At 69.4% G+C, this 18380-nt stretch carries 15 protein-coding genes; 7 read left to right on the top strand and 8 right to left on the bottom strand.

All coding sequences use genetic code 11. From position 1 onward, the window contains the following. Positions 1–85: 85 nt before the first annotated feature. Complete coding sequence (locus tag HH110_RS18855) at positions 86–1270, top strand: benzoate/H(+) symporter BenE family transporter (RefSeq protein WP_176991038.1); 1185 nt, start codon at positions 86–88, stop codon at positions 1268–1270. Between the two features lie 46 nt (positions 1271–1316). On the opposite strand, the gene HH110_RS18850 is transcribed toward HH110_RS18855, so the two are convergent. The 3 genes from HH110_RS18850 to egtB are packed head-to-tail and all read right to left on the bottom strand — an operon-like array spanning position 1317 to position 5801. Then, entirely contained in the window at positions 1317–3488 is a 2172-nt protein-coding gene (locus HH110_RS18850; RefSeq protein WP_176991037.1) for a lytic murein transglycosylase, read from the bottom strand. Positions 3489–3543: 55 nt separating this feature from the next. Continuing rightward, positions 3544–4518, bottom strand: a complete 975-nt coding sequence (gene egtD / locus HH110_RS18845; RefSeq protein ID WP_176991036.1) for an L-histidine N(alpha)-methyltransferase — start codon at positions 4516–4518, stop codon at positions 3544–3546. Next, positions 4515–5801: an ergothioneine biosynthesis protein EgtB gene (egtB, locus tag HH110_RS18840; protein ID WP_176991035.1), complete on the bottom strand. Its 1287-nt coding sequence runs from the start codon at positions 5799–5801 to the stop codon at positions 4515–4517. Before egtB ends, egtD begins: the two co-directional genes overlap by 4 nt. 169 nt (positions 5802–5970) lie before the next feature. Between egtB and HH110_RS18835 the strand changes: the two genes are divergently transcribed. Continuing rightward, entirely contained in the window at positions 5971–7278 is a 1308-nt protein-coding gene (locus HH110_RS18835) for a diguanylate cyclase (protein ID WP_176991034.1), read from the top strand. Here HH110_RS18835 and HH110_RS18830 read toward each other — a convergent pair. Next, a complete protein-coding gene (locus HH110_RS18830) occupies positions 7257–7652 on the bottom strand; it encodes a YchJ family metal-binding protein (RefSeq protein WP_176991033.1) in 396 nt (131 codons plus the stop codon). The two genes, HH110_RS18835 and HH110_RS18830, sit on opposite strands and share 22 nt — an antisense overlap. Before the next feature lie 62 nt (positions 7653–7714). Here HH110_RS18830 and HH110_RS18825 point away from each other — a divergent pair, with 62 nt between their 5' ends. Beyond that, positions 7715–8491, top strand: coding sequence for a TSUP family transporter (locus HH110_RS18825; RefSeq protein ID WP_176991032.1), 777 nt, complete (start codon positions 7715–7717; stop codon positions 8489–8491). A 37-nt stretch (positions 8492–8528) separates the two neighbouring features. Here the strand turns inward: HH110_RS18825 and HH110_RS18820 are convergent, their stop codons facing one another. The 4 genes from HH110_RS18820 to folE all read right to left on the bottom strand — a co-directional run bounded on the left by HH110_RS18820 (position 8529) and on the right by folE (position 15095). Further along, positions 8529–12161, bottom strand: a complete 3633-nt coding sequence (locus tag HH110_RS18820) for an ATP-binding protein (RefSeq protein WP_176991031.1) — start codon at positions 12159–12161, stop codon at positions 8529–8531. Between the two features lie 46 nt (positions 12162–12207). Beyond that, entirely contained in the window at positions 12208–12909 is a 702-nt protein-coding gene (locus HH110_RS18815) for a DUF4194 domain-containing protein (RefSeq protein WP_176991030.1), read from the bottom strand. Continuing rightward, positions 12896–14365, bottom strand: coding sequence for a DUF3375 domain-containing protein (locus HH110_RS18810; RefSeq protein ID WP_176991029.1), 1470 nt, complete (start codon positions 14363–14365; stop codon positions 12896–12898). Before HH110_RS18810 ends, HH110_RS18815 begins: the two co-directional genes overlap by 14 nt. Before the next feature lie 127 nt (positions 14366–14492). Then, positions 14493–15095, bottom strand: coding sequence for a GTP cyclohydrolase I FolE (gene folE / locus HH110_RS18805; RefSeq protein ID WP_019183982.1), 603 nt, complete (start codon positions 15093–15095; stop codon positions 14493–14495). A gap of 159 nt (positions 15096–15254) precedes the next feature. Between folE and HH110_RS18800 the strand changes: the two genes are divergently transcribed. From HH110_RS18800 to HH110_RS18785, 4 genes are all read left to right on the top strand, one after another. Beyond that, on the top strand, positions 15255–15710 hold the full coding sequence (locus HH110_RS18800) for a MarR family winged helix-turn-helix transcriptional regulator (RefSeq protein WP_176991028.1): 456 nt from the start codon (positions 15255–15257) through the stop codon (positions 15708–15710). A gap of 101 nt (positions 15711–15811) precedes the next feature. Further along, the gene (locus HH110_RS18795; protein ID WP_019183984.1) at positions 15812–16021 is read left to right on the top strand and encodes a DUF1656 domain-containing protein; all 210 of its coding nucleotides are present in this window, start codon (positions 15812–15814) and stop codon (positions 16019–16021) included. Then, positions 16018–16926, top strand: coding sequence for an efflux RND transporter periplasmic adaptor subunit (locus tag HH110_RS18790; protein ID WP_176991027.1), 909 nt, complete (start codon positions 16018–16020; stop codon positions 16924–16926). Before HH110_RS18795 ends, HH110_RS18790 begins: the two co-directional genes overlap by 4 nt. Then, complete coding sequence (locus HH110_RS18785) at positions 16923–18380, top strand: efflux transporter outer membrane subunit (protein ID WP_176991026.1); 1458 nt, start codon at positions 16923–16925, stop codon at positions 18378–18380. The genes HH110_RS18790 and HH110_RS18785 overlap by 4 nt, the downstream gene beginning before the upstream one ends.

Genomic DNA, 18380 nt, shown 5'->3' with positions numbered 1-18380 from the left:
CATCAACAAGCGCGGCAGCACGCGCGTTGCGCGTGCTGCCGCTGGCTTGCTAACAATGCATCTCTTGTCATCAGGAATGCATGCGATGTCTGCGGTCGGCAAACGTTCGTTGTGGCGCGATCTCTCTCTGCCAGCGGTGATGGCAGGCTTCATTACGGTATTGGTGGGCTTCGCCAGTTCGGCGGTGATCGTGTTCCAGGCCGCACGTGCGGTGGGCGCAGATCAGGCGCAGATCGCTTCATGGATGTGGGCGTTGGGCCTTGGCATGGGCGTGACGTGCATTGGTCTGTCACTGCGTCATCGGATGCCCGTCGTCACCGCATGGTCGACGCCGGGTGCTGCCATGCTCGTGGTGGGTGCGAGCGCCGTCGGCTACAGCGATGCGATCGGTGCATTCGTCCTTGCCGCAATGCTGGGGATGCTGGCCGGCTTCTCGGGGATCTTCGCGAAGGTGATGAAGCGTGTACCGATGGCGTTGGCCGCCGGCATGCTCGCCGGTGTACTGCTGCGCTTTGGACTGGATGTATTCGTCTCCATGGGCACCCAGCTCGGGATGGCGCTGGCGATGTTCACCACCTGGCTGATGGGGCGACGGCTGTTCCCGCGCTATGCGGTGATCGCCACCCTGCTTGTCGGTGTGATGGTGGCGGCCGGCCAGAGCCTGCTGCATATGCAGGACGTACGGCTGGAACTGGCGATGCCGGTGTTCACCTGGCCGACGCTGTCGTGGTCGGCAGTGTTCGGCATCGCCCTGCCCCTGTTCGTGGTCACCATGGCCTCGCAGAACATCCCGGGCGTGGCCGTGATCCGCGCCTCCGGCTACGACACGCCGGTGTCGCCGGTGATCGGCTGGATCGGGGTGGTCAATACGCTGCTCGCCCCCTTCGGCGCCTTTGGGCTGAACCTGGCTGCGATCACTGCGGCGATCTGCATGGGACGCGAGGCACACGAGGATCCTGCGCGGCGTTACACCGCAGCGGTGGCCGCCGGCGCCTTCTATATCGTGGTCGGGCTGTTCGGGGCGACGGTGGCGGCCGTGTTCGCCGCCTTCCCCAAGGAACTGGTGGCCTGCGTGGCCGGTATCGCGCTGTTCGGCACCATCGCCAACAGCCTCGCGATGGCGTTGCGTGAGGAGGCGGATCGGGAGGCAGCGCTGGTGACGTTCCTGGTCACTGCCTCGGGCCTGTCGCTGGCCGGGATCGGCTCGGCGTTCTGGGGGTTGGTGGCCGGTGGCATCTGCCTGGTGGCGCTGCGACCGCGCCCTGCCTGATGCAGCCGGGGCAGCGCGCGACAAACGCCCTGCCCCCGGCCATGACTTAGTGAAGCGGCAGCACCCGGAAGGTCTGGGTCAGGGTGTGGCTGGCACCCGCCGCCAGGGTCACCACGTCCGGACCGGCGTTGGCCGCCTCCAGACATACATAGCTGCGCCAGCCTGCCCCGACATCGGTCATCCTGCTGGCGCCCGCCTCGCCCGGGTTCCAGGCCACCAGTGAGCGGCTGCCGGTGGTGGTGATCTCGATGCGGCGCTTCAGGCCCGGGTCCTTGAGCAGGTAGCGGCCGCCGGCCTGCGTATAGATGCGGTCGCTGCGGCCGGGATCGCGCGGGTCGCGCAGGCTCCACTCGCCCTGCTGCTGGCGCGGCGCGGCATAGTCCTCGAACTTGTCCAGGTAGGACAGGCCATCCAGGCCTTCGACGCTGACCTGCATCGCGTCGCTGACATGGAAGTAGTTGTGCAGGGCCTGGGTGAAGGCGACCGGCTGCCGGCCGGTGTTCTCGGTGATCAGGCGCTGTTCCAGGGTGCGGCCGATCCGCAGTTCCATGCGCAGGCGCAGGTCCAGGTTCTCCAGCACCGGCGGGGCCAGGGTCAGCACCATCGTGCCGTCGGCCTCGCGGCGTGCCTGCTGCAGGGTCCACGGCACGTTGCGGACGAAACCGTGCGAGGGCACGTCATTGCCCTGCCCCTGGCGGCCGAAGTAGGGCCAGCACACGGGGGTGCCACCGCGGATCGGCGTCGGCAGCGGCTGGGCGCTCGGCGAGAGCCACATCACGTCCTGCCCGCCCTTGGGCACATAGGACAGCAGCTGGCCGCCGAACACGCTGATCGCGGCGGTGGCGAACGGGGTCTCGACCGTCCACGCGGGGAAGCCCTGCACATCGGCCAGGCTGAGGCCGGGCACCTTGGGCAGGGCAGCGCGCGGCGCGGCCGGCGACTGGACGTACTGGGCGTGGTTGGGCGGCAGGGTGAAGACGGTGGATGCGGGCATGGTCGGCGTTGAAGAAGAAGGAGCACCGCGCAGGGCGGTAAGGATGCGCTGGCCGGCACGGCCATCCGCAGGGGTCCAGCCCAGGCGCTGTTGCTCGGCCTGGATGGCGCGGCGGGTCGCGGTGCCGATCATGCCGTCCGCGGTACCGATATCGTGGCCGCGGGCCAGCAGCAGGGTCTGCAGCTCGCGGCGTTCGGTCCGGCCGATGCCGGGATCGTCGGTCGGCCAGGCCGCGACGATACCCGTTCCACCGCGCAGGCGGTCGGCCAACGTGGCGATGGCCAGCGCGTAGCTCTCGGCGGCGTTGTAGGCGTAGATCGCGTCGTAGTTGCGGAACACCAGCCAGGCCGGGCCCTTGGCACCGGTCGGGAGCAACAATGCGGGATTGCTGTCCGCCGGGAGCCCGGTAGGCGCCAGGGCACCCCCGGCGATCGGCACGATGCCCAGCGCGCGCCAGTCGGCCAGCGGCTTGCGCTGGGTGCGACCGGCCAGGCCGGCGTTGAAGCCGGCCGGAATCTTCACCTCGACGCCCCACGGCTGCCCGGTGCGCCAGCCGGCCTTCTTGAGGTAATTGGCAGTGGACGCCAGGGCATCGGGAATGGACGCGACCAGATCACGACGACCATCGCCATCGCCGTCCACCGCGATGCGCGCATAGGTGGAGGGCATGAACTGGGTGTGGCCGAACGCGCCGGCCCAGGAGCCGGTCAGGCCTTCGGCACGCAGGTCGCCGGCGTCGATCAGCTTGAGCAGCGTCAGCAGTTCGCCCCGGAAGAAGGGCTGGCGACGGCCTTCGCAGGACAACGTGGCCAGCGACTGCAGCAGGGGGCGCTTGCCGAACACGCGCCCGTAGTCGCTCTCCACCCCCCAGACCGCCACGATCGTGGCCGGATCGACACCGTACTCGGCCGATACCCGCGCCAGCAGATCACGGTGCTCGGCCAGGCGGGCGCGCCCATCCGCCACGCGCTGGGTATCCACCAGGGCGGCCAGGTAATCCCACAACGGGGTGGTGAACTCCGGCTGCGCATCGAGCAGCGGCAGCACGCTGGGGTCCGGGGTCAGCCCGGCGGTGAGCACGTCGAAGCGCTCGCCCGTGATGCCCTGCTTGCCGGCCTGCGCCTTGAGCGTGCCCAGGCACGTGGAGAAGGCATCCGGCGCAGCGATCGCGAGCGACGGTGCGCCGAGACACAGCCCGGCCAACAACAGGGGCGACCATCGCATTGGCGGGAATCCTTGCAGCCAGTGGACCTGCATCATAGCGGCAATGCCGCGCAGGTCAGGCCGGCTGCAGCAGGCGCAGGCCGAAGGCGGGATCGGTGGCGTTCCAGTGCGCCGTCACCTGCAGACCGGCGTCGGCAGCCATCCGGGCGAATACCGCGTCGGTGTACTTGTGGCTGTACTCGACGGTCATCGCCTCACCTTCGGCGAAATCGAAGCTCTGCCCATCCACATGCACGCGCTGGTCGCGCTGGCTGACCAGCTCGGTTTCGATGCGCAGGCGCGGCACGCTGTAGCGGGCGCGATGGCGGAAGCCGTCCAGGTCGAAGTCACTGCCGATGTCGCGATTCAGACGACGCAGCAGGTTGAGGGTGAACTCGGCGGTCACCCCGGCGGCGTCGTTGTACGCGGCCTCGATCAACGCCGCATCCTTGTGCAGGTCGATGCCGATCAGGGCCATCCCCTCCGGGCCCATGGTCTGGCGCATCGCCTTCAACAGCGCGACCGCCTCGTCATGGGCGAAGTTGCCCAGCGTCGAGCCGGGGAAGAACACCAGGCGGCGGGCCGGTTCGCGCTGCGGGGACGGCAGCTGCACCGGCTGGGTGAAGTCGGCACACACCGGCAGCATCTCGATGTCGGGCAGCGACGCGGCCAGCCGGCTGATGCTGTCCAACAGCGCGGCACGGGAGATTTCGATCGGGGTGTAAGCAACCGGATCGCGCAGCGCATGCAGCAGCAGTTCGGTCTTGCGCCCGCTGCCGCTGCCCAGCTCCACCACATGCAGGTGCGGGCCGACCACCTTGGCGATATCCCGCGCGCAGTCCTGCAGCAGCTGCAGCTCGGTGCGGGTCGGGTAGTACTCCGGCTGCCGGGTGATCTGCTCGAACAGCGCCGAGCCGTGGGCATCGTAGAAGTACTTGGACGGCAGCTGGCGCGGCGTGGCAGAGAGCCCGCGCAGGATGTCGGCGGTGATCTGGTCGCGATCCGGCTGCAGATCGGTCAGTGCGTCGAGCGCATCCCGGACCGAACTCATGCGGCGTCCCGTGCAAGGCGCAGGCCGGCGAACTGCCACCGGGCCGACGGGGCGAAGAAATTGCGGTAGCTGGCGCGCAGGTGATCCGCCGGCGTCACGCAGCTGCCGCCTCGCAGCACCCACTGCCCGCACATGAACTTGCCGTTGTACTCGCCCAGGTTGCCCGGGAAGGTGCGGAAGCCCGGATACGGCCCATAGGCGCTGCTGGTCCATTCCCAGACGTCGCCGAACAGCTGGACCATGTCCCCGTCCTCCTCCGCGCCGCCGGGATGCAGCTGATCCGCCTCGGCAAAGCGTCCCCGCAGCGGACGGCCCGCGGTCGCCGCTTCCCACTCGAACTCCGTGGGCAGGCGGGCATCCTGCCAGCGCGCATACGCGTCGGCTTCGAAATAGCTGAGATGGCAGACCGGTGCGTGGGGATCGAGCGCGCGCCAGCCACCGAGGGTGAACTCGCGCTCCAGTGCGTCGTCCCAGTACAGCGGATGCTGCCAGTGCTGGTCCTGGCACAGCGTCCAGCCCTCGCTCATCCACCAGCGCGGCTCGCGGTAGCCGCCGGCCTGCACGAACTGGCGGTACTCGTCGTTGCTGACCGGGCGGTTGGCCAGCGCATGGGCGGCGACCAGGGCACGGTGCACCGGCGATTCGTTGTCATAGGCGAATGTGGGCTGGGTCGGCCAGACCGGCGCGCCGATCTCCACGATCTGCTCGGGACTGCTGAGCCACTGCAGCGGCAGCGCACGCGCCGGCGTCGCCACGAGGTCATCGCGGTACGCGGGCTGCAGCGGGTTGCACCAGAACGCGTGCTTGATGTCGGTCAACAGCAGTTCCTGGTGCTGCTGCTCATGGTGCAGGCCGAGCAGCAACTGCTGCTGGGCCTGCCCGCTCAACGTGCCGGCCTGCAGTGCGGCGATTACGCGCTGGTCGATCTCGGCGCGGAAGCGCAGCACCTCATCCAGCGTCGGCCGCGAGAGCAGGCCGCGCTGGGGACGCGCATGCGCCGGGCCGATGCTCTGGTAGTAGCTGTTGAACAGGTAATGCCAGTCCGCATCGATCGGCACGTAGCCGGGCCGGGTCGCCAGCACGAAGCGCTCGAAGAACCAGGTGGTATGGGCCAGATGCCATTTCGCCGGGCTGGCGTCGGGCATGCTCTGCACCATGGCATCTTCGGCGCTGAGCGGCGCGGCCAGCGCGACCGTGCGTGCGCGCACACCGGCATAGCGGGCGGCCAGCGACGACGGCGGGGCGGCAGTGAGGGGAAGTGCGGCAGCAACGGCGGTATTCATTCCGATCAGGATCGACCAGCCGGGGTGAGTGCGACGTCATGGCACGGCATCGGTACGGTGACAGCTCAAGTTGAATACGCGCAGGCCGCTATCGGGGGAGACCCCTTGCCTGTGTTGTCCGGTTTGCACGCTGCAGCCTCGGCGCGCCGGCCCACCACTGGACCCCTTCTTGCGGACGCACCTGCTACGCCAGCCCAGCCACTATCTGTTCGTGCTGCCTGCCGTGCTGGTGGCCGTCGGGCTGTGGGGCGCCACGCCGGCGGCCGAGGTCGGCAATCCCGTGCACCGCCTGCTGCCACTGGTGCTGGCCTGCCTGGGCGTCGGCCTGGGACTGATCTACGCCCGCGTGCGGGCCGTGTGCCTGATGCTGGCGATCGCGCTGGCCTTCGCCGTGCTGCACGGCGTGGTCGGCACCTTCCTGCGCGAGGGCACGATCTCGGCGCTGACCCCGCTGATCTTCCATGCGGTGTCCTGGTGGCTGCCGCTGCTGTTCCTCTTGCATGGGCTGTGGCCCGAGCGCGGGCGGCTGCGCCAGGACCTGCTGCTGCGCGGCGTGGTCAGTGGAACCGCACTGGGGATTTTCCTGCTGCTGGCGGCACAAGGCCCCGACGGCATGCAGGCGCTGCTGTCGGACCGGCACCTGGCGTGGCTGCCGGGTGGCTGGAGCGCGCTGGCCCAGTTCCCGGCGCTGCTGTTCGTGGTGACCACCGCAGCGCTGGCGGCGCAGGCCTGGCGCCGGCCGCGGCCCCTGCACACCGCCCTGCTGGTCGCCCTGCTCTGCCTGTGGTGGATGTTGCCGCGGGTGTTCGTCTCTCCCGCGCTGTTGCCCGCGGTCAGCTGCATGGCCCTGCTGCTGATCACCTCGGCGATGCTGCAGGAAGCCTTCCACATGGCCTACCGCGACGAACTGACCGGCCTCCCGGGGCGCCGGGCCTTGAACGAGTGCCTGCAGCGGGTCGGGACGACCTACACCATCGCCATGGTGGACGTGGACCATTTCAAGCGTTTCAACGATACCCACGGCCACGACGCCGGCGATGACGTGCTCAAGCTGGTGGCCGCGCGCCTGGCCGACATCGGCGGCGGTGGCCGCGCGTTCCGCTATGGCGGCGAAGAATTCGCGCTGGTGTTCCTGGACCGCCCTGCCCCGGCCTGCGTAGCGGCGGTGGAGGCGATCCGCGCCCGGATCGAGGGCGGGCGCATGCACCTGCGCGACCGCGCCGCGCGCAGCCGCGATGATGCGGCAGGGCAGCTGCAGCGCGGACGCGGGGGCAGCGGCGAGGTGGTGCAGGTGACGGTGAGCATCGGCGTGGCCGACAGCCGGGTCGCCAACAGTCCGCAGGCGGTGATCAAGGCCGCCGACCAGGCCCTGTATGCGGCCAAGGACGCCGGCCGCAACTGCGTGCGCGCGCATGGGCAGCAGGGGACCGTGCCGGTGCGCACGGCCGCGTTGGCTCAGGGCACTGCGTCGAGATAGAACCAGCGGCCGTCCTCGCGGACGAAGCGGCTGTGTTCGAGCATCTTCACCGCGCTGCGGCCGCCGACCTTGTAGCGCGCGGTGAAGCGGACCTGCGCGTGATCGGCATCCGAGCGGGTATGTGCGTGGATCGTCAGCCCCAGCCACTGGGTGCGCTGCCCGGGTGCTTCATCCAGCGACAGCTCGGCCGGACGCGTGGACGGGTGCCAGCTGGCCAGCAGGTAGTCGGCCAGGTGGTGCACGTAGGCGCTGTAGCGCGAACGCATCAGCGCTTCGGCATCCGGTGCGGGGGTGCCGGCGTGATAGAGGCCGCAGCAGGCGGCGTAGGCAAGCGGGCGGCCGCAGGGACAGGGATCGGAGGGGACGATGGTCATGGGGGTATTGTCGCGCGATGGGCGGGCGTATGCTGGCGCGCCTTCTGCCGCGATGTGCCGCCGTGCTTGAGCTGGTTCCCCCTGAGCTGTTGTGGTTGGTGGCGATCGCCTTCATCGCCGGCCTCGTCGATGCCGCCGTCGGCGGCGGTGGGCTGGTGCAGTTGCCCGGGTTGTTCACCGTCCTGCCGCAGCACACGCCGGCGATGCTGTTCGGCACCAACAAGTTCAGCTCGATGTTCGGCACCGCAGCCGCGGCATTCCGCTATGCGCGCAATGTGCGCTTCCCGTGGCGGCCGGTGCTGTTCGCGGCGGGCACGGCCTTCGTGTTCTCGTTTGCCGGGGCCACGGCGGTCAGCCTGCTGCCCAAGGACGCGGTGCGCCCGCTGGTGCTGGTGCTGCTGGTGGCGATGCTCGGCTACACGCTGTGGAAGAAGGACTTCGGTGCCCTGCACCGCCCGCGCGAGATCGGCCGCAGGGAGCTGGTGACCGCACTGGCGATCGGTGCGGTGATCGGGTTCTACGACGGCTTCTTCGGGCCCGGCACCGGCAGCTTCCTGATCTTCCTGTTCGTGCGCTTCTTCGGGCTGGACTTCCTGCGTGCGTCGGCCGCGTCCAAGGTGGTGAACCTGGCGACCAACGTGGCGGCGATCTCGTTCTTCGTACCGACCGGCAACATCCTGTGGCTGTTCGCGCTGCCGATGGCCGCGGCCAACATCATCGGCTCGGTGGTCGGCACGCGGATGGCGCTGCGCGGTGGCACGCCCTTCATCCGCAAGCTGTTCGTCGGCCTGGTGGTGGTGCTGATCGCCCGGATGGGCTGGGATACCTTCGCCGGTTAGCCGGACGGGCCAGCCCTGGGGCTGACCCGTCGATGGCTCAGCGCTTGGGCTTGGCCGGCTTCTTCGCGGCGGCCTTCGGGCCGGCCCTGGTGGCCGTCTTCGTGGCGGCCTTCTTTGCCGGCGCCTTGGCTGCGGCCTTGGCTGCGGCCACCTTCGGGCGCGATACCGGTGCCGGTGCGTCCACGGCGTCCACCTCGGCGTCGGCCTGCCCGGCGGGCGATCCGGCGATCCCCTCGTCGGCAACCTCCTTCGGCACATCGACCACGTCAGACACCGCGATCACCGCGGGTGCCGATGCCGATGCCGCGGCCGTCTCACCCGCGCGGGCCCGCTCCGGCAGCTTCAGGCGCCGACCCTCGTCGTCGTACTCGATCAGCAGCACGCCGGAGTCGTGGCGACCACTGATTTCCACGAAGCAGGCACCCCCGATGAAGGGCTCCAGCGTCATCACCGACTTCAGCGGGGTGGCCACGACCATCTGGAACCCGAAGTTGTCGAAGATGTTCATCGCCAGCGCGGTGAACTCGTTGTCGGCCTTGTCGAAGGCTTCATCGAGCACCACCGCCGCGTAGCTGGGCAGCTGGCCGTCGGCACCGCCGAGCTGGTAGCGCAGCGCGGCGGCCAGGCAGGTGGTGGCCAGCTTCTGGCGCTGGCCGCCGGACTTGCCCGCACCGCTGCGGTAGATCTCGACCTGCTGGCGGGTGGCGGCATCGAGTTCGACGCCGACGAACTCCACGTGCAGGCGCACGTCCAGCACCAGCTCGCGCCAGCGCTTGTCCTCGCCTTCCTGCGAGCCGAGCTTGGCGACCAGCTCGCGCAGCACCGCGAACTGCGCTTCGGCCAGTTCGCGCTGCTCGGTCTGCTGCTGGGACAGCACGTCGCGCAGGCGCTGGTGGAAATCCAGTACCTCGGGCAGGCGGCGGTCGGTGAGTTCGATGGTCAGCAGGGTGCCGCGGTTGAACGGCACCTGCTCCAGCGAGGCATTGACCTCGTCCAGGCGCTGGGCGATCGACTTGCGCGCCTCGGCCGTGTGCCGCTGCAGGGCCAGCAGGTTGTTCTTGCTCTGGCTCTGCAGCAGATCGAAGAAACGCGCTTCGTGCTGCGGCAGGCCATCGTTCTCCAGCCGCTGCAGGCGGGCGAGGAAATCCTCGGCGCTGGACAGGCTGACGGTGAAATCGCCACTGTCTTCCGGCCAGGCCTGGCAGTAACGGCGGAAGCAGCCGAGCAGCAGGTTCTCCAGGCGGTTGTGTTCGGCCTGGGAACCGCCGAGCTGTTCGTTGAGCGTGTTGCTGATCTGCCGGAAGTGGGCTTCCAGGTTCTCCAGGCTGAGCACGCCGAGCGCTTTCAGGCGTTCGTCCAGGCCCTGTTGCTGCAGCGGCGTGACCACGCGCTTGGCCAACGGCGCGCACTGCTCGTGCAGGCGTTCCAGGCGTTCGTGCTCACGGCCGAGCTGGCCGCGCTCCACGCGCACGTCTTCATAGGTGCGCTTGGCCTGGGCCACATCGGCCCGGGTCTTCTCGATCTGTTCGCCCAGCCTGCGCAGATCGGCATTGCCTTCGCGCAGATCGTGCAGGGCCTGGGCGATGTCGTCCAGACGCTGCAGCGGTGCGGCCACATCGATCTCGTCCCAGCCCAGCGTGCACAGCTGATGGCAGGCCAGGCGGGCCTTGCCATCCTGTTCGCGCTGCGCGCGCAGGCCGGCCACGTCGCTGTCGCAGGCGGCGATGCGCTGGGCCAGTTCGATCGCTTCGCGCTCGTACAGATCCAGCTTGTCGCGGTTGTTGAAGCCGAGCAGCCAACGACGGCGATCGCTGATGTTGTGGCGATCGTCCTTCTCGAAGCGTTCGCCCGGATGCTTGACCTGGCCTTCCTTGGTGATGCCGCGGTCCGTGTCGCGCAGATGCCGCGCATCCACGCATTCGTAGTCGAAGCGCTTGCCCAGCTCGCGGCGCAGCCAGCCGGCATAGCCGTGCTCGCGCAGTTCCAGCTTGTGCAGCAGCGAACGCGCGCCCGGCTCACGGCCGTGCAGCGCATCGTCGTTGCGGCGCACCCGGTAATACACCAGGCGGGTACCGAGGTGGGTCTGGTTGATCCACTCCGAGACCTGGGCGTGGTGGCGCTCATCGACCAGCAGCGACTGCGCGAAGCCATGCAGCACGCGCTCGATGGCGCCCTGCCATGCGGCGTCTTCGTCGCGGACCTGCAGCAGTTCGCCCACGAACGGCAGCGCCGCCTCGGGAATGCCGGTGTCGCTGCTCAGCCGCGCGCGCAGCTGCTGCATGGGTGCGGGAATGCTGGACGGGGTGCGCTTGAGCGCGTCCAGTTCCGAGCGCACCTCGGCGAAGCGGCGCTCGTCGTCGCGCTTGCCCCCCATGCGTTCGGCGATGGCCTCGTCCAGTTCGGCCGCGGCGCGCTGGCCGTCGTCCAGCCGGGCCTGCGCGCGGGCGAGCTGTTCGGCAAAGCCATGCGCGGTCTCGGCCAGGGTTTCACCCAGTTCACGGCTGGCATGGTTGGCCTGGCTGCGCTTGGCCAGGCGGCGGTCGCGTTCCTGGGCGACACGGCCCTGCTCGCGCTCCAGCTCTTCGATGCGTTCGCCGCCCTGCTGGCGGCGCTGCGCCTCCAGTTCGGCGAGGTGGCTTTCATGGTTCTCCAGCGCACTGCGGCGCTGGCCTTCTTCCCCGGACAGACCGCGGTCGCGGGTATCCAGTTCCAGCAGGCGTGCCTCGAGCAGAGCCAGGCGACGCTGCTCGCGCACGCCGTCGATGCCCAGCTTCATCTCGTCCAGGTCTTCGCGCTGGCGGCGCAGTGCCTGCAGATCGGCGTAATGCCCACGCGCCGGCAACAGGGTCTCGACCTGGCGACGCGCGGTGACCACGGCCTGGTGGGCGCCATCGAGTTCGGCGAAATCATCGACCAGCCGCTCGGCCGCATCGAAGGTGCGCGGTGCATCGAGCATGAAGTCGCGCAGGAACACGTTCAGATCGCCGAGGTTCTTCGCAGACTGCGTCTTGTGCAGCAGGCGCAGCGCCATCTCGTTCTCGATCCCGAGCACGTGGCGGAAACGTTCGGCATAGCTGGCGAAGCTGTCGAAGTGATGCACATCGCCCAGGCGCTGCTTGAGCTTGCGCAGGTCCAGGTCGAAACCACCCAGGTCGCGCGCGATGTCGAAGCTGCGCTCGGCCACCATGTAGTGCTTGCGCACATCGGCCGCGGCGGCACCGTTGCCGGCGATCCAGAACAGGCGCACCAGGCTGACGATGCGGCCGTCGTTGCTGCGGTATTCCAGCACCAGCGCGGTCCAGGTGGCGCCCTTGCGCAGGTACTGGGTGGCGATCTCGCCGGTGCCGCTGTCCTGCTGGTCGGCCCAGGCGCCACGCACGTAGGAGACCAGGTTGCGGTCGCGGCCACTGCGTTCGGCTTCGCGCGCGGCGGCGTTGAAGTCGACCAGGGCCGGCGGTACCAGCAGCGCGGACATCGCATCGAGCAGGGTCGACTTGCCCGAGCCGGAGCGGCCGACGAACAGGAAGCCGCGTTCGGCGATCGGCACTTCGGTCAGGCCGGAGAACGTGCCCCAGTTGTGGACCTGCAGGCGGCGCATGCGGAACTGCTGCGCGCGCGGGTCGGGCTGGTCGCCGGGGAACAAAGCGGGTGCGGGAATGTGGACGGTCATGGCAGGGCTAGCAATCCAGGCAGGGCAGCGGCGCGCGGGCGCGCGCTCAGGCGTCGAGGTCGGCCGGCGCTTCGCGCAGGCGGCGGTACACCTGCGCCAGGGCGGCGACATCTTCGGCGGAGAACATCAGTTTCAGTGCCGGCGAGACTTCATGACGCGCATCGTCACCGCCGAGGCGGGTGAGGATGTGGTTGTCCTTCATCTTCTGCACGGCACTGGCGACGCGGCGGTTGAAGCCGGCGCGGTCGGTGGACAGGTGGCGCTCGTACACGGCCAGTGCTTCGGCCAGTTCACCGTCCTCGACCACCGCGCGCACGCCGCGCGCATCGGCTTCGGCCAACTGCTGGCGCAGGTGCAGCAGCAGCACCGAGTCGATGAAGGTCAGCGGCGAGGTACGCAGCAGCACCGGCGCATCGATATCTTCGGTATCGGCCTGGCGGGTGAAGGCCACGCCGCTCTCGCGGTCCAGCACCAGTTCCAGGAACAGGTCCGAGAGCGCCGAGCGGATCGCCGCTTCGCTGCGGATCAGCGCCGGCCACAGCTTGGCGTGGCGCAGCTGGTCGATGCTCGGGCCGATCAGCAGCTGGCACAGCGCGCGGCGGCCATCCAGCGGCAGCCGGCCGGTGTCGCCCATGTAGAACACGTCATTGTTACGCCGCAGGACGGGCGTCACCACGACCGGTTCGTCGTCGTGCTCGTCTGCGCCGCCGTCGATCGGGGCGTCGTTGGATTGGTCATGCCAGCTCATGGCGTTTCTCCTGGGTGAACCAGATCAGCGGAATGCGGGCGCGACGCCAGTGGCCATCGCCGCCGCGCCATTGCGCGATCTCCTGTTGGTCGGCGGCGACCTCGCCATGGCGGGTGCCAAGAGAGAGGTAACCGATGATGCTGCCGAGGCCCTGCGGGGCCTCGCGGTGTTCAAGCACCTGGGCGATCGACAGCCGCGGCTGCGCGCCGAGCAGGTCATGCAGGTCGCGGCGCAGGGTGCGGAAGTCGATTTCCGAGGCCGCCACCAGGTCGCCGACGCTCTCCAGCGAGATCGCGGCGGTGTCGTTGCGCTGCACGCTGCCATCGACCTGCGCCTGGCGCGGATCGTGCAGCTTCCATTGCGAGAGCGAGCGCAGCCGGCTGGTGGTCAGCTGCAGGTCGCGGCCGATGGAGCGCTGCGCCGGGATGTGATCGCGCAGGCCCAGAGCCTCGCCCTGTGCCTGCTTGAGCAGCTGGTTGAGGCGGCGCTGTTCCAGGTAGCCACGGCTCTGCACGAAGCCGCGCAGGCTGCGCGCGAAGTGCTGCAGCACGTCGTGGACCTGGCCACCGCGCTCGAGCATGGTGGTGGTGAAGCCGCGCAGGAAGGTGCGCTCGTTACGGTCCAGCTTGCGCGCGAAACCACGCGCGAGCACGGTCTCCAGCGCGGCATCGAGCTGGGCACTCTGTTCAGCATCGTTGAGCAGGCGCCAGAACGCCTCGAAGCTGCGCCCGGCGTCACTGTCGCCGATCACGTCCACGCCTTCGAACAGCTTGGACAGCACGTCGCCGCGCTCGCCCTCGTCATCGATGATGCGTTCGCGGAATTCACGGTTGAGGCGTTCGAAGTCGTCGCGCACGCGGCGGAAGTCTTCGGTCAGCTCGTCGGCCAGGCCGATGATCTGGCGGGTCCGCTCCAGCGCGCGCTTGCCATCCAGCGAGGAGACCTTGCCGCCGCTGACACGGGCGATCTCGGCATCGATGCGGTCGCGCTCGTCGCGCAGCGCGGACAGGCGCGCATCCGGGTTGGATTCGGTCAGCGCGGCCAGCTGCGAGAGCTGCTCGATCACCAGCGCCAGCCGGCTCTCGGTTGCGGCGGCGCGCGCCTGCTCCAGGCTGTCGGCGAAGCGGATCGCCTGCGCGGCCTGGGTGGACAGTTCGTACTGTTCCTGGTCGGCGCCTTCCGGCAGGCGACGTTCCAGCCAGCCCTGGGCCAGCCAGTGCGCGATGTAGGCCTGTGCGGTGCGCGGCAGGTCGCGCGACAGCTCATCGGCCCTGAGGTCATCCAGCGCGCGCTGCAGGCGTTCGTGCAGCACCGCGGTGGACAGGGTGCGTTCGTCCTGCATCAGCAGGCTCTGCAGCAGGCCGATGATCTCCGGCGCGTGATCGGCCGCCAGCAGCTTCCACTGCGACTGTTCGCGCAGGTGGCGGTAACGGGTAATGCGCTCGCGATGTTTCATTCGAGACCGGGGACAGGAAGACGGGCCGCGCGGATCGCGGCGGCCGGGAGGGAAACGGGACGCGCACGCACCCGCAGGGCCGGGCCGAAGCCCAGCGCCTGCCGGTCGCGCGCGACAGCGCGGGGAATCAGCGCTTGCCGCCCACTTCGATGAAACGCAGGAACTCGGCGCGGGTGCGCGCGTCCTCGCGGAAGCTGCCCAGCATCTTCGAGGTGACCATGCTGACGCCGCGCTTGTGGATGCCGCGGGTGGTCATGCACTCGTGCGCACCTTCCACCACCACGCCCACGCCGACCGGCTGCAGCACGTCCTGGATGCACTGGGCGATCTGCGCGGTCATCTTTTCCTGGACCTGGAAGCGGCGTGCATACGCCTCGACCACGCGGGCCAGCTTGCTGATGCCCACCACCTTGCCGGCCGGCAGGTAGCCGACGTGCACGCGGCCGATGATCGGCGCCATGTGGTGTTCGCAGTGGCTTTCGTACTCGATGTCGCGCAGCACGATCAGTTCGTCGTAGCCGGCCACTTCCTCGAAGGTCCGCTCCATGTAGGCGCGCGGGTCGTCGCGGTAGCCGCTGAACCAGTCGCCATAGGCTTCGGCAACGCGGCGCGGGGTATCCAGCAGGCCTTCACGGGTCGGATCTTCACCGGCCCAGCGCAGCAGGGTGCGCACCGCCGATTCGGCCTCGGCCTGGGTGACGGGGTTGGCGTCGTTGTCTTGCTTGCTCATTACATACAGCACCCGAAGGGGGGCGAGCATCGTACCCGACAGACCCCTCGGGCGTCCTGCGCGGCGGCGCCCCGGCCTCGCCCGGGCAGGCGCTCATTGGGCGGCGGTTGTGCCACGGGTATTGATAGGACGCGAATTAGTAGTATCCTATCTATTCTGATGAACCGATCCCTCGACGAACGTACCCAGCTGCAGATGCAGCTCAGTTCCGGCCTGCTCTATGCAGGGCGGCAGTGGCAGCGCCTGGCCGACCAGGCCCTGGGCAGCTACGGCATCTCGGCCGCCTGCACCATGCCGCTGCTGATGATCGGGCGCGCCGGCGGGGGTATCCGCCAGGTGGCATTGGCCCACCAGCTGGGCATGGAAGGCCCCTCGCTGGTACGCCTGCTGGACAAGCTGGCCGCCAGCGACCTGGTCCGCCGCGAATGCGACGCCAGCGACCGCCGCGCGAATCTGCTGTGGCTGACCGACAAGGGCGAGGCCCTGGTCAGCGAGCTGGAAACCCAGTTGATCGGCCTGCGCCAGGACGTGTTCGGCGAGCTGACCATGGATGAACTGCGCACCGTCCTGAAGCTGTGGCAGCTGCTGGCCGATGCGGCCGACCGCGTGACGTAAGCCTGTTCCCCCGTTGTACCGCCCGGTGTCGTACTGCGACGGCATGACGTACGACGACCAACGGTCGTCGCCTACCTTTCTCCTGTGAATCCTTTGCCTCGATGTACGGTGAATTCAGTCTCTATGGTGTGTTCGTCCCGACCCTGCTCGGGCTGATGCTGCTTGCCTACCTGCTCAAGAGCGGGTTGCGCGTGGTCCTGCAGCGCACCGGCGCCTACCGCCACATCTGGCACCCCGCCCTGTTCAACCTGGCCGTGTACGTGATCGTGCTCGGCGGGTTGTTTTCCCTGATGCGTTGGATGCAATCGTGAACAAGATCCTCAAGCAGACATTCCCGGTCGTGTTGACCGTCGTGGCCGTGGTGGCCGCCGTGCTGGTGCTGCGCCACCTGTGGGCGTACTACATGGACGAGCCGTGGACGCGCGATGCGCACGTCAGCGCCGACGTGGTGCAGGTCGCGCCGGACGTGTCCGGGCTGGTGGAGGCGGTGAAGGTCGCCGACAACCAGCCGGTCAAGCGCGGTGACGTGCTGTTCGTGGTCGACCGCGCGCGCTATGAGATCGCGCTGGAACAGGCCCAGGCCGCGCTCGGCGAACGCCGTGCCACGCTGGACCAGCTGCGCCGCGAGATCGCGCGCGACCGCAGCCTGCAGGATCTGGTCGCCGCCGAGGATGCCGAAGTGCGCCGCGCCAAGCTGCTCGCCGCGCAGGCCTCGATGGCCACCGCGCAGGCCGCCGTCGATCTGGCCAAGCTCAACCTGGCGCGTACCGAAGTGCGCAGCCCCAGCGATGGCCACGTCAACGACCGCACCGTGCGCGCGGGCGACTACGTGACCGCCGGGCGCCCGGTGATGGCCGTGCTCGATACCGGCTCGTTCCGCGTGGACGGCTACTTCGAAGAAACCCGCCTGCAGGGCGTGCATGCCGGCCAGAAGGTCGACATCCGCCTGATGGGCGAAGCGCAGCCGCTGCAGGGCCACGTGCAGAGCATCGCCGCCGGCATCGAAGACCGTTACCGCAGCGAAGGCAGCAGCCTGCTGCCGAACGTGACCCCTGCCTTCGACTGGGTGCGGCTGGCCCAGCGCATCCCGGTGCGCATCCATATCGACCGCGTGCCGGCCGGCGTGAACCTGATCGCCGGGCGTACCGCCACGGTCACCATCCAGCCGGACACCGCCCCGGCCACGCCGGTGCAACCGGCACGGACGGCGCTGTGAACCGCCCGGCGCTGCACCGCATCGCGCTGGGGCTGGCGCTGACCACGCTGGCCGCATGCCGCACCGTCGGTCCGGACTACGCGGTGCCGGCCGGGTCCGCCTTCCAGCGGCCGGAGGCGAATGCCGCCTTCCTCGAGACCGGCAACCCGCAGGTTGCCGCTGGCGCCGCGCTGCCCGCGCGCTGGTGGGAGCTGTACCAAGACGACACCCTCAACGCGCTGGTGCAGCAGGCGCTGCGCGACAACGTCGAACTGAAGGTCGCCGATGCCAACCTGCGCCGCGCCGCCGCCGTCTACGAGCAGGCGCTGGATGCAGGTGGCGTTGAGTACGAGGCCGAGGCCGGGGTCAGCCGCGCGCAGCTCTCGGCCGAATCATTCCTGCTCGAACACGAACTGCCGCCGATCAACCTGGCCGACGGCAAGTTCGCGGTGTCCTACCAGTTCGATCTGTTCGGCAAGCTCAAGCGCGCCTCCGAGGCCGCGCATGCCGACGAGCAGGCCACCGCCGCCGCGATGGACCTGGCGCGCGTGTCGCTGGTCGCGCAGGTGGCCGGCAGCTACGTCGACATCTGCCACGCCAACCATGAGCTGCACGTGGCCGAGCACTCGCTGCAGTTGCAGCAGCGCAGCCGCGAGGTCACCCAGCGCTTGATCACGGCCGGTCGCGGTACGCCGCCGGAGCTGGCCCGCGCCAATGCCCAGGTCGCGATGCTGCAGGCCGCGCTGCCGCCGCTGCGTGCACACCGCCAGGCCTCCGAATACCAGCTGGCCGCCCTGCTTGGCCGCACGCCGGGCCAGCTGCCCGAGGGCGTGAGCGACTGCAGCCAGGCCCCGACCCTGGCCCAGGCCCTGCCGATCGGCGATGGCCGCGCGCTGCTGCAACGCCGCCCGGACATCCGCCAGGCCGAGCGCAAGCTGGCCGCCGCCACCGCGCGGATCGGCGTGGCCACCGCCGAGCTTTACCCGGACATCCGCCTGGGCGCCTCGGTCGGTGCGGCCGGCCTGCTGGAAGACTTCGGCACGCCGCTGACCCAGCAATGGTCGATCGGTCCGCTGATTTCCTGGACGCTGCCCTCCTCCGGCACGCACGCACGCATCCACGCCACCGAAGCCGGTGCCGACGCCGCGCTGGCCGAGTTCGACCACAGCGTGCTGCAGGCGCTGCGCGAAACCCAGACCGCGCTGAGCCGCTATGCCCAGGATCTGCAGCGCCTGCAGTTCCTGCAGCAGGCGCAGCAGCAGGCCGACCTGGCCGCCAGCCAGAACCGCCGTCTGTACCAGGGCGGACGCACGCCCTACCTGGCCAGCCTGGACGCCGACCGCAGCCTGGCCAGCGCCGATGCGACCCTCGCCGAGGCGCAGGCGCAGGTCTCGCGCGACCAGATCCAGCTGTTCCTGGTGCTCGGCGGCGGCTGGAATGCCGACGCCGTCGCCACCGGCACGGCCGCGAGGTAA

It is taken from the genome of Stenotrophomonas sp. SAM-B, from assembly GCF_013387485.1.
GTDB classification, from domain to species: Bacteria; Pseudomonadota; Gammaproteobacteria; order Xanthomonadales; family Xanthomonadaceae; genus Stenotrophomonas; species Stenotrophomonas maltophilia_AA.
Note: the sequence above shows the minus strand (reverse complement) of the source record. Positions and strands in the feature narration are given on the sequence as shown.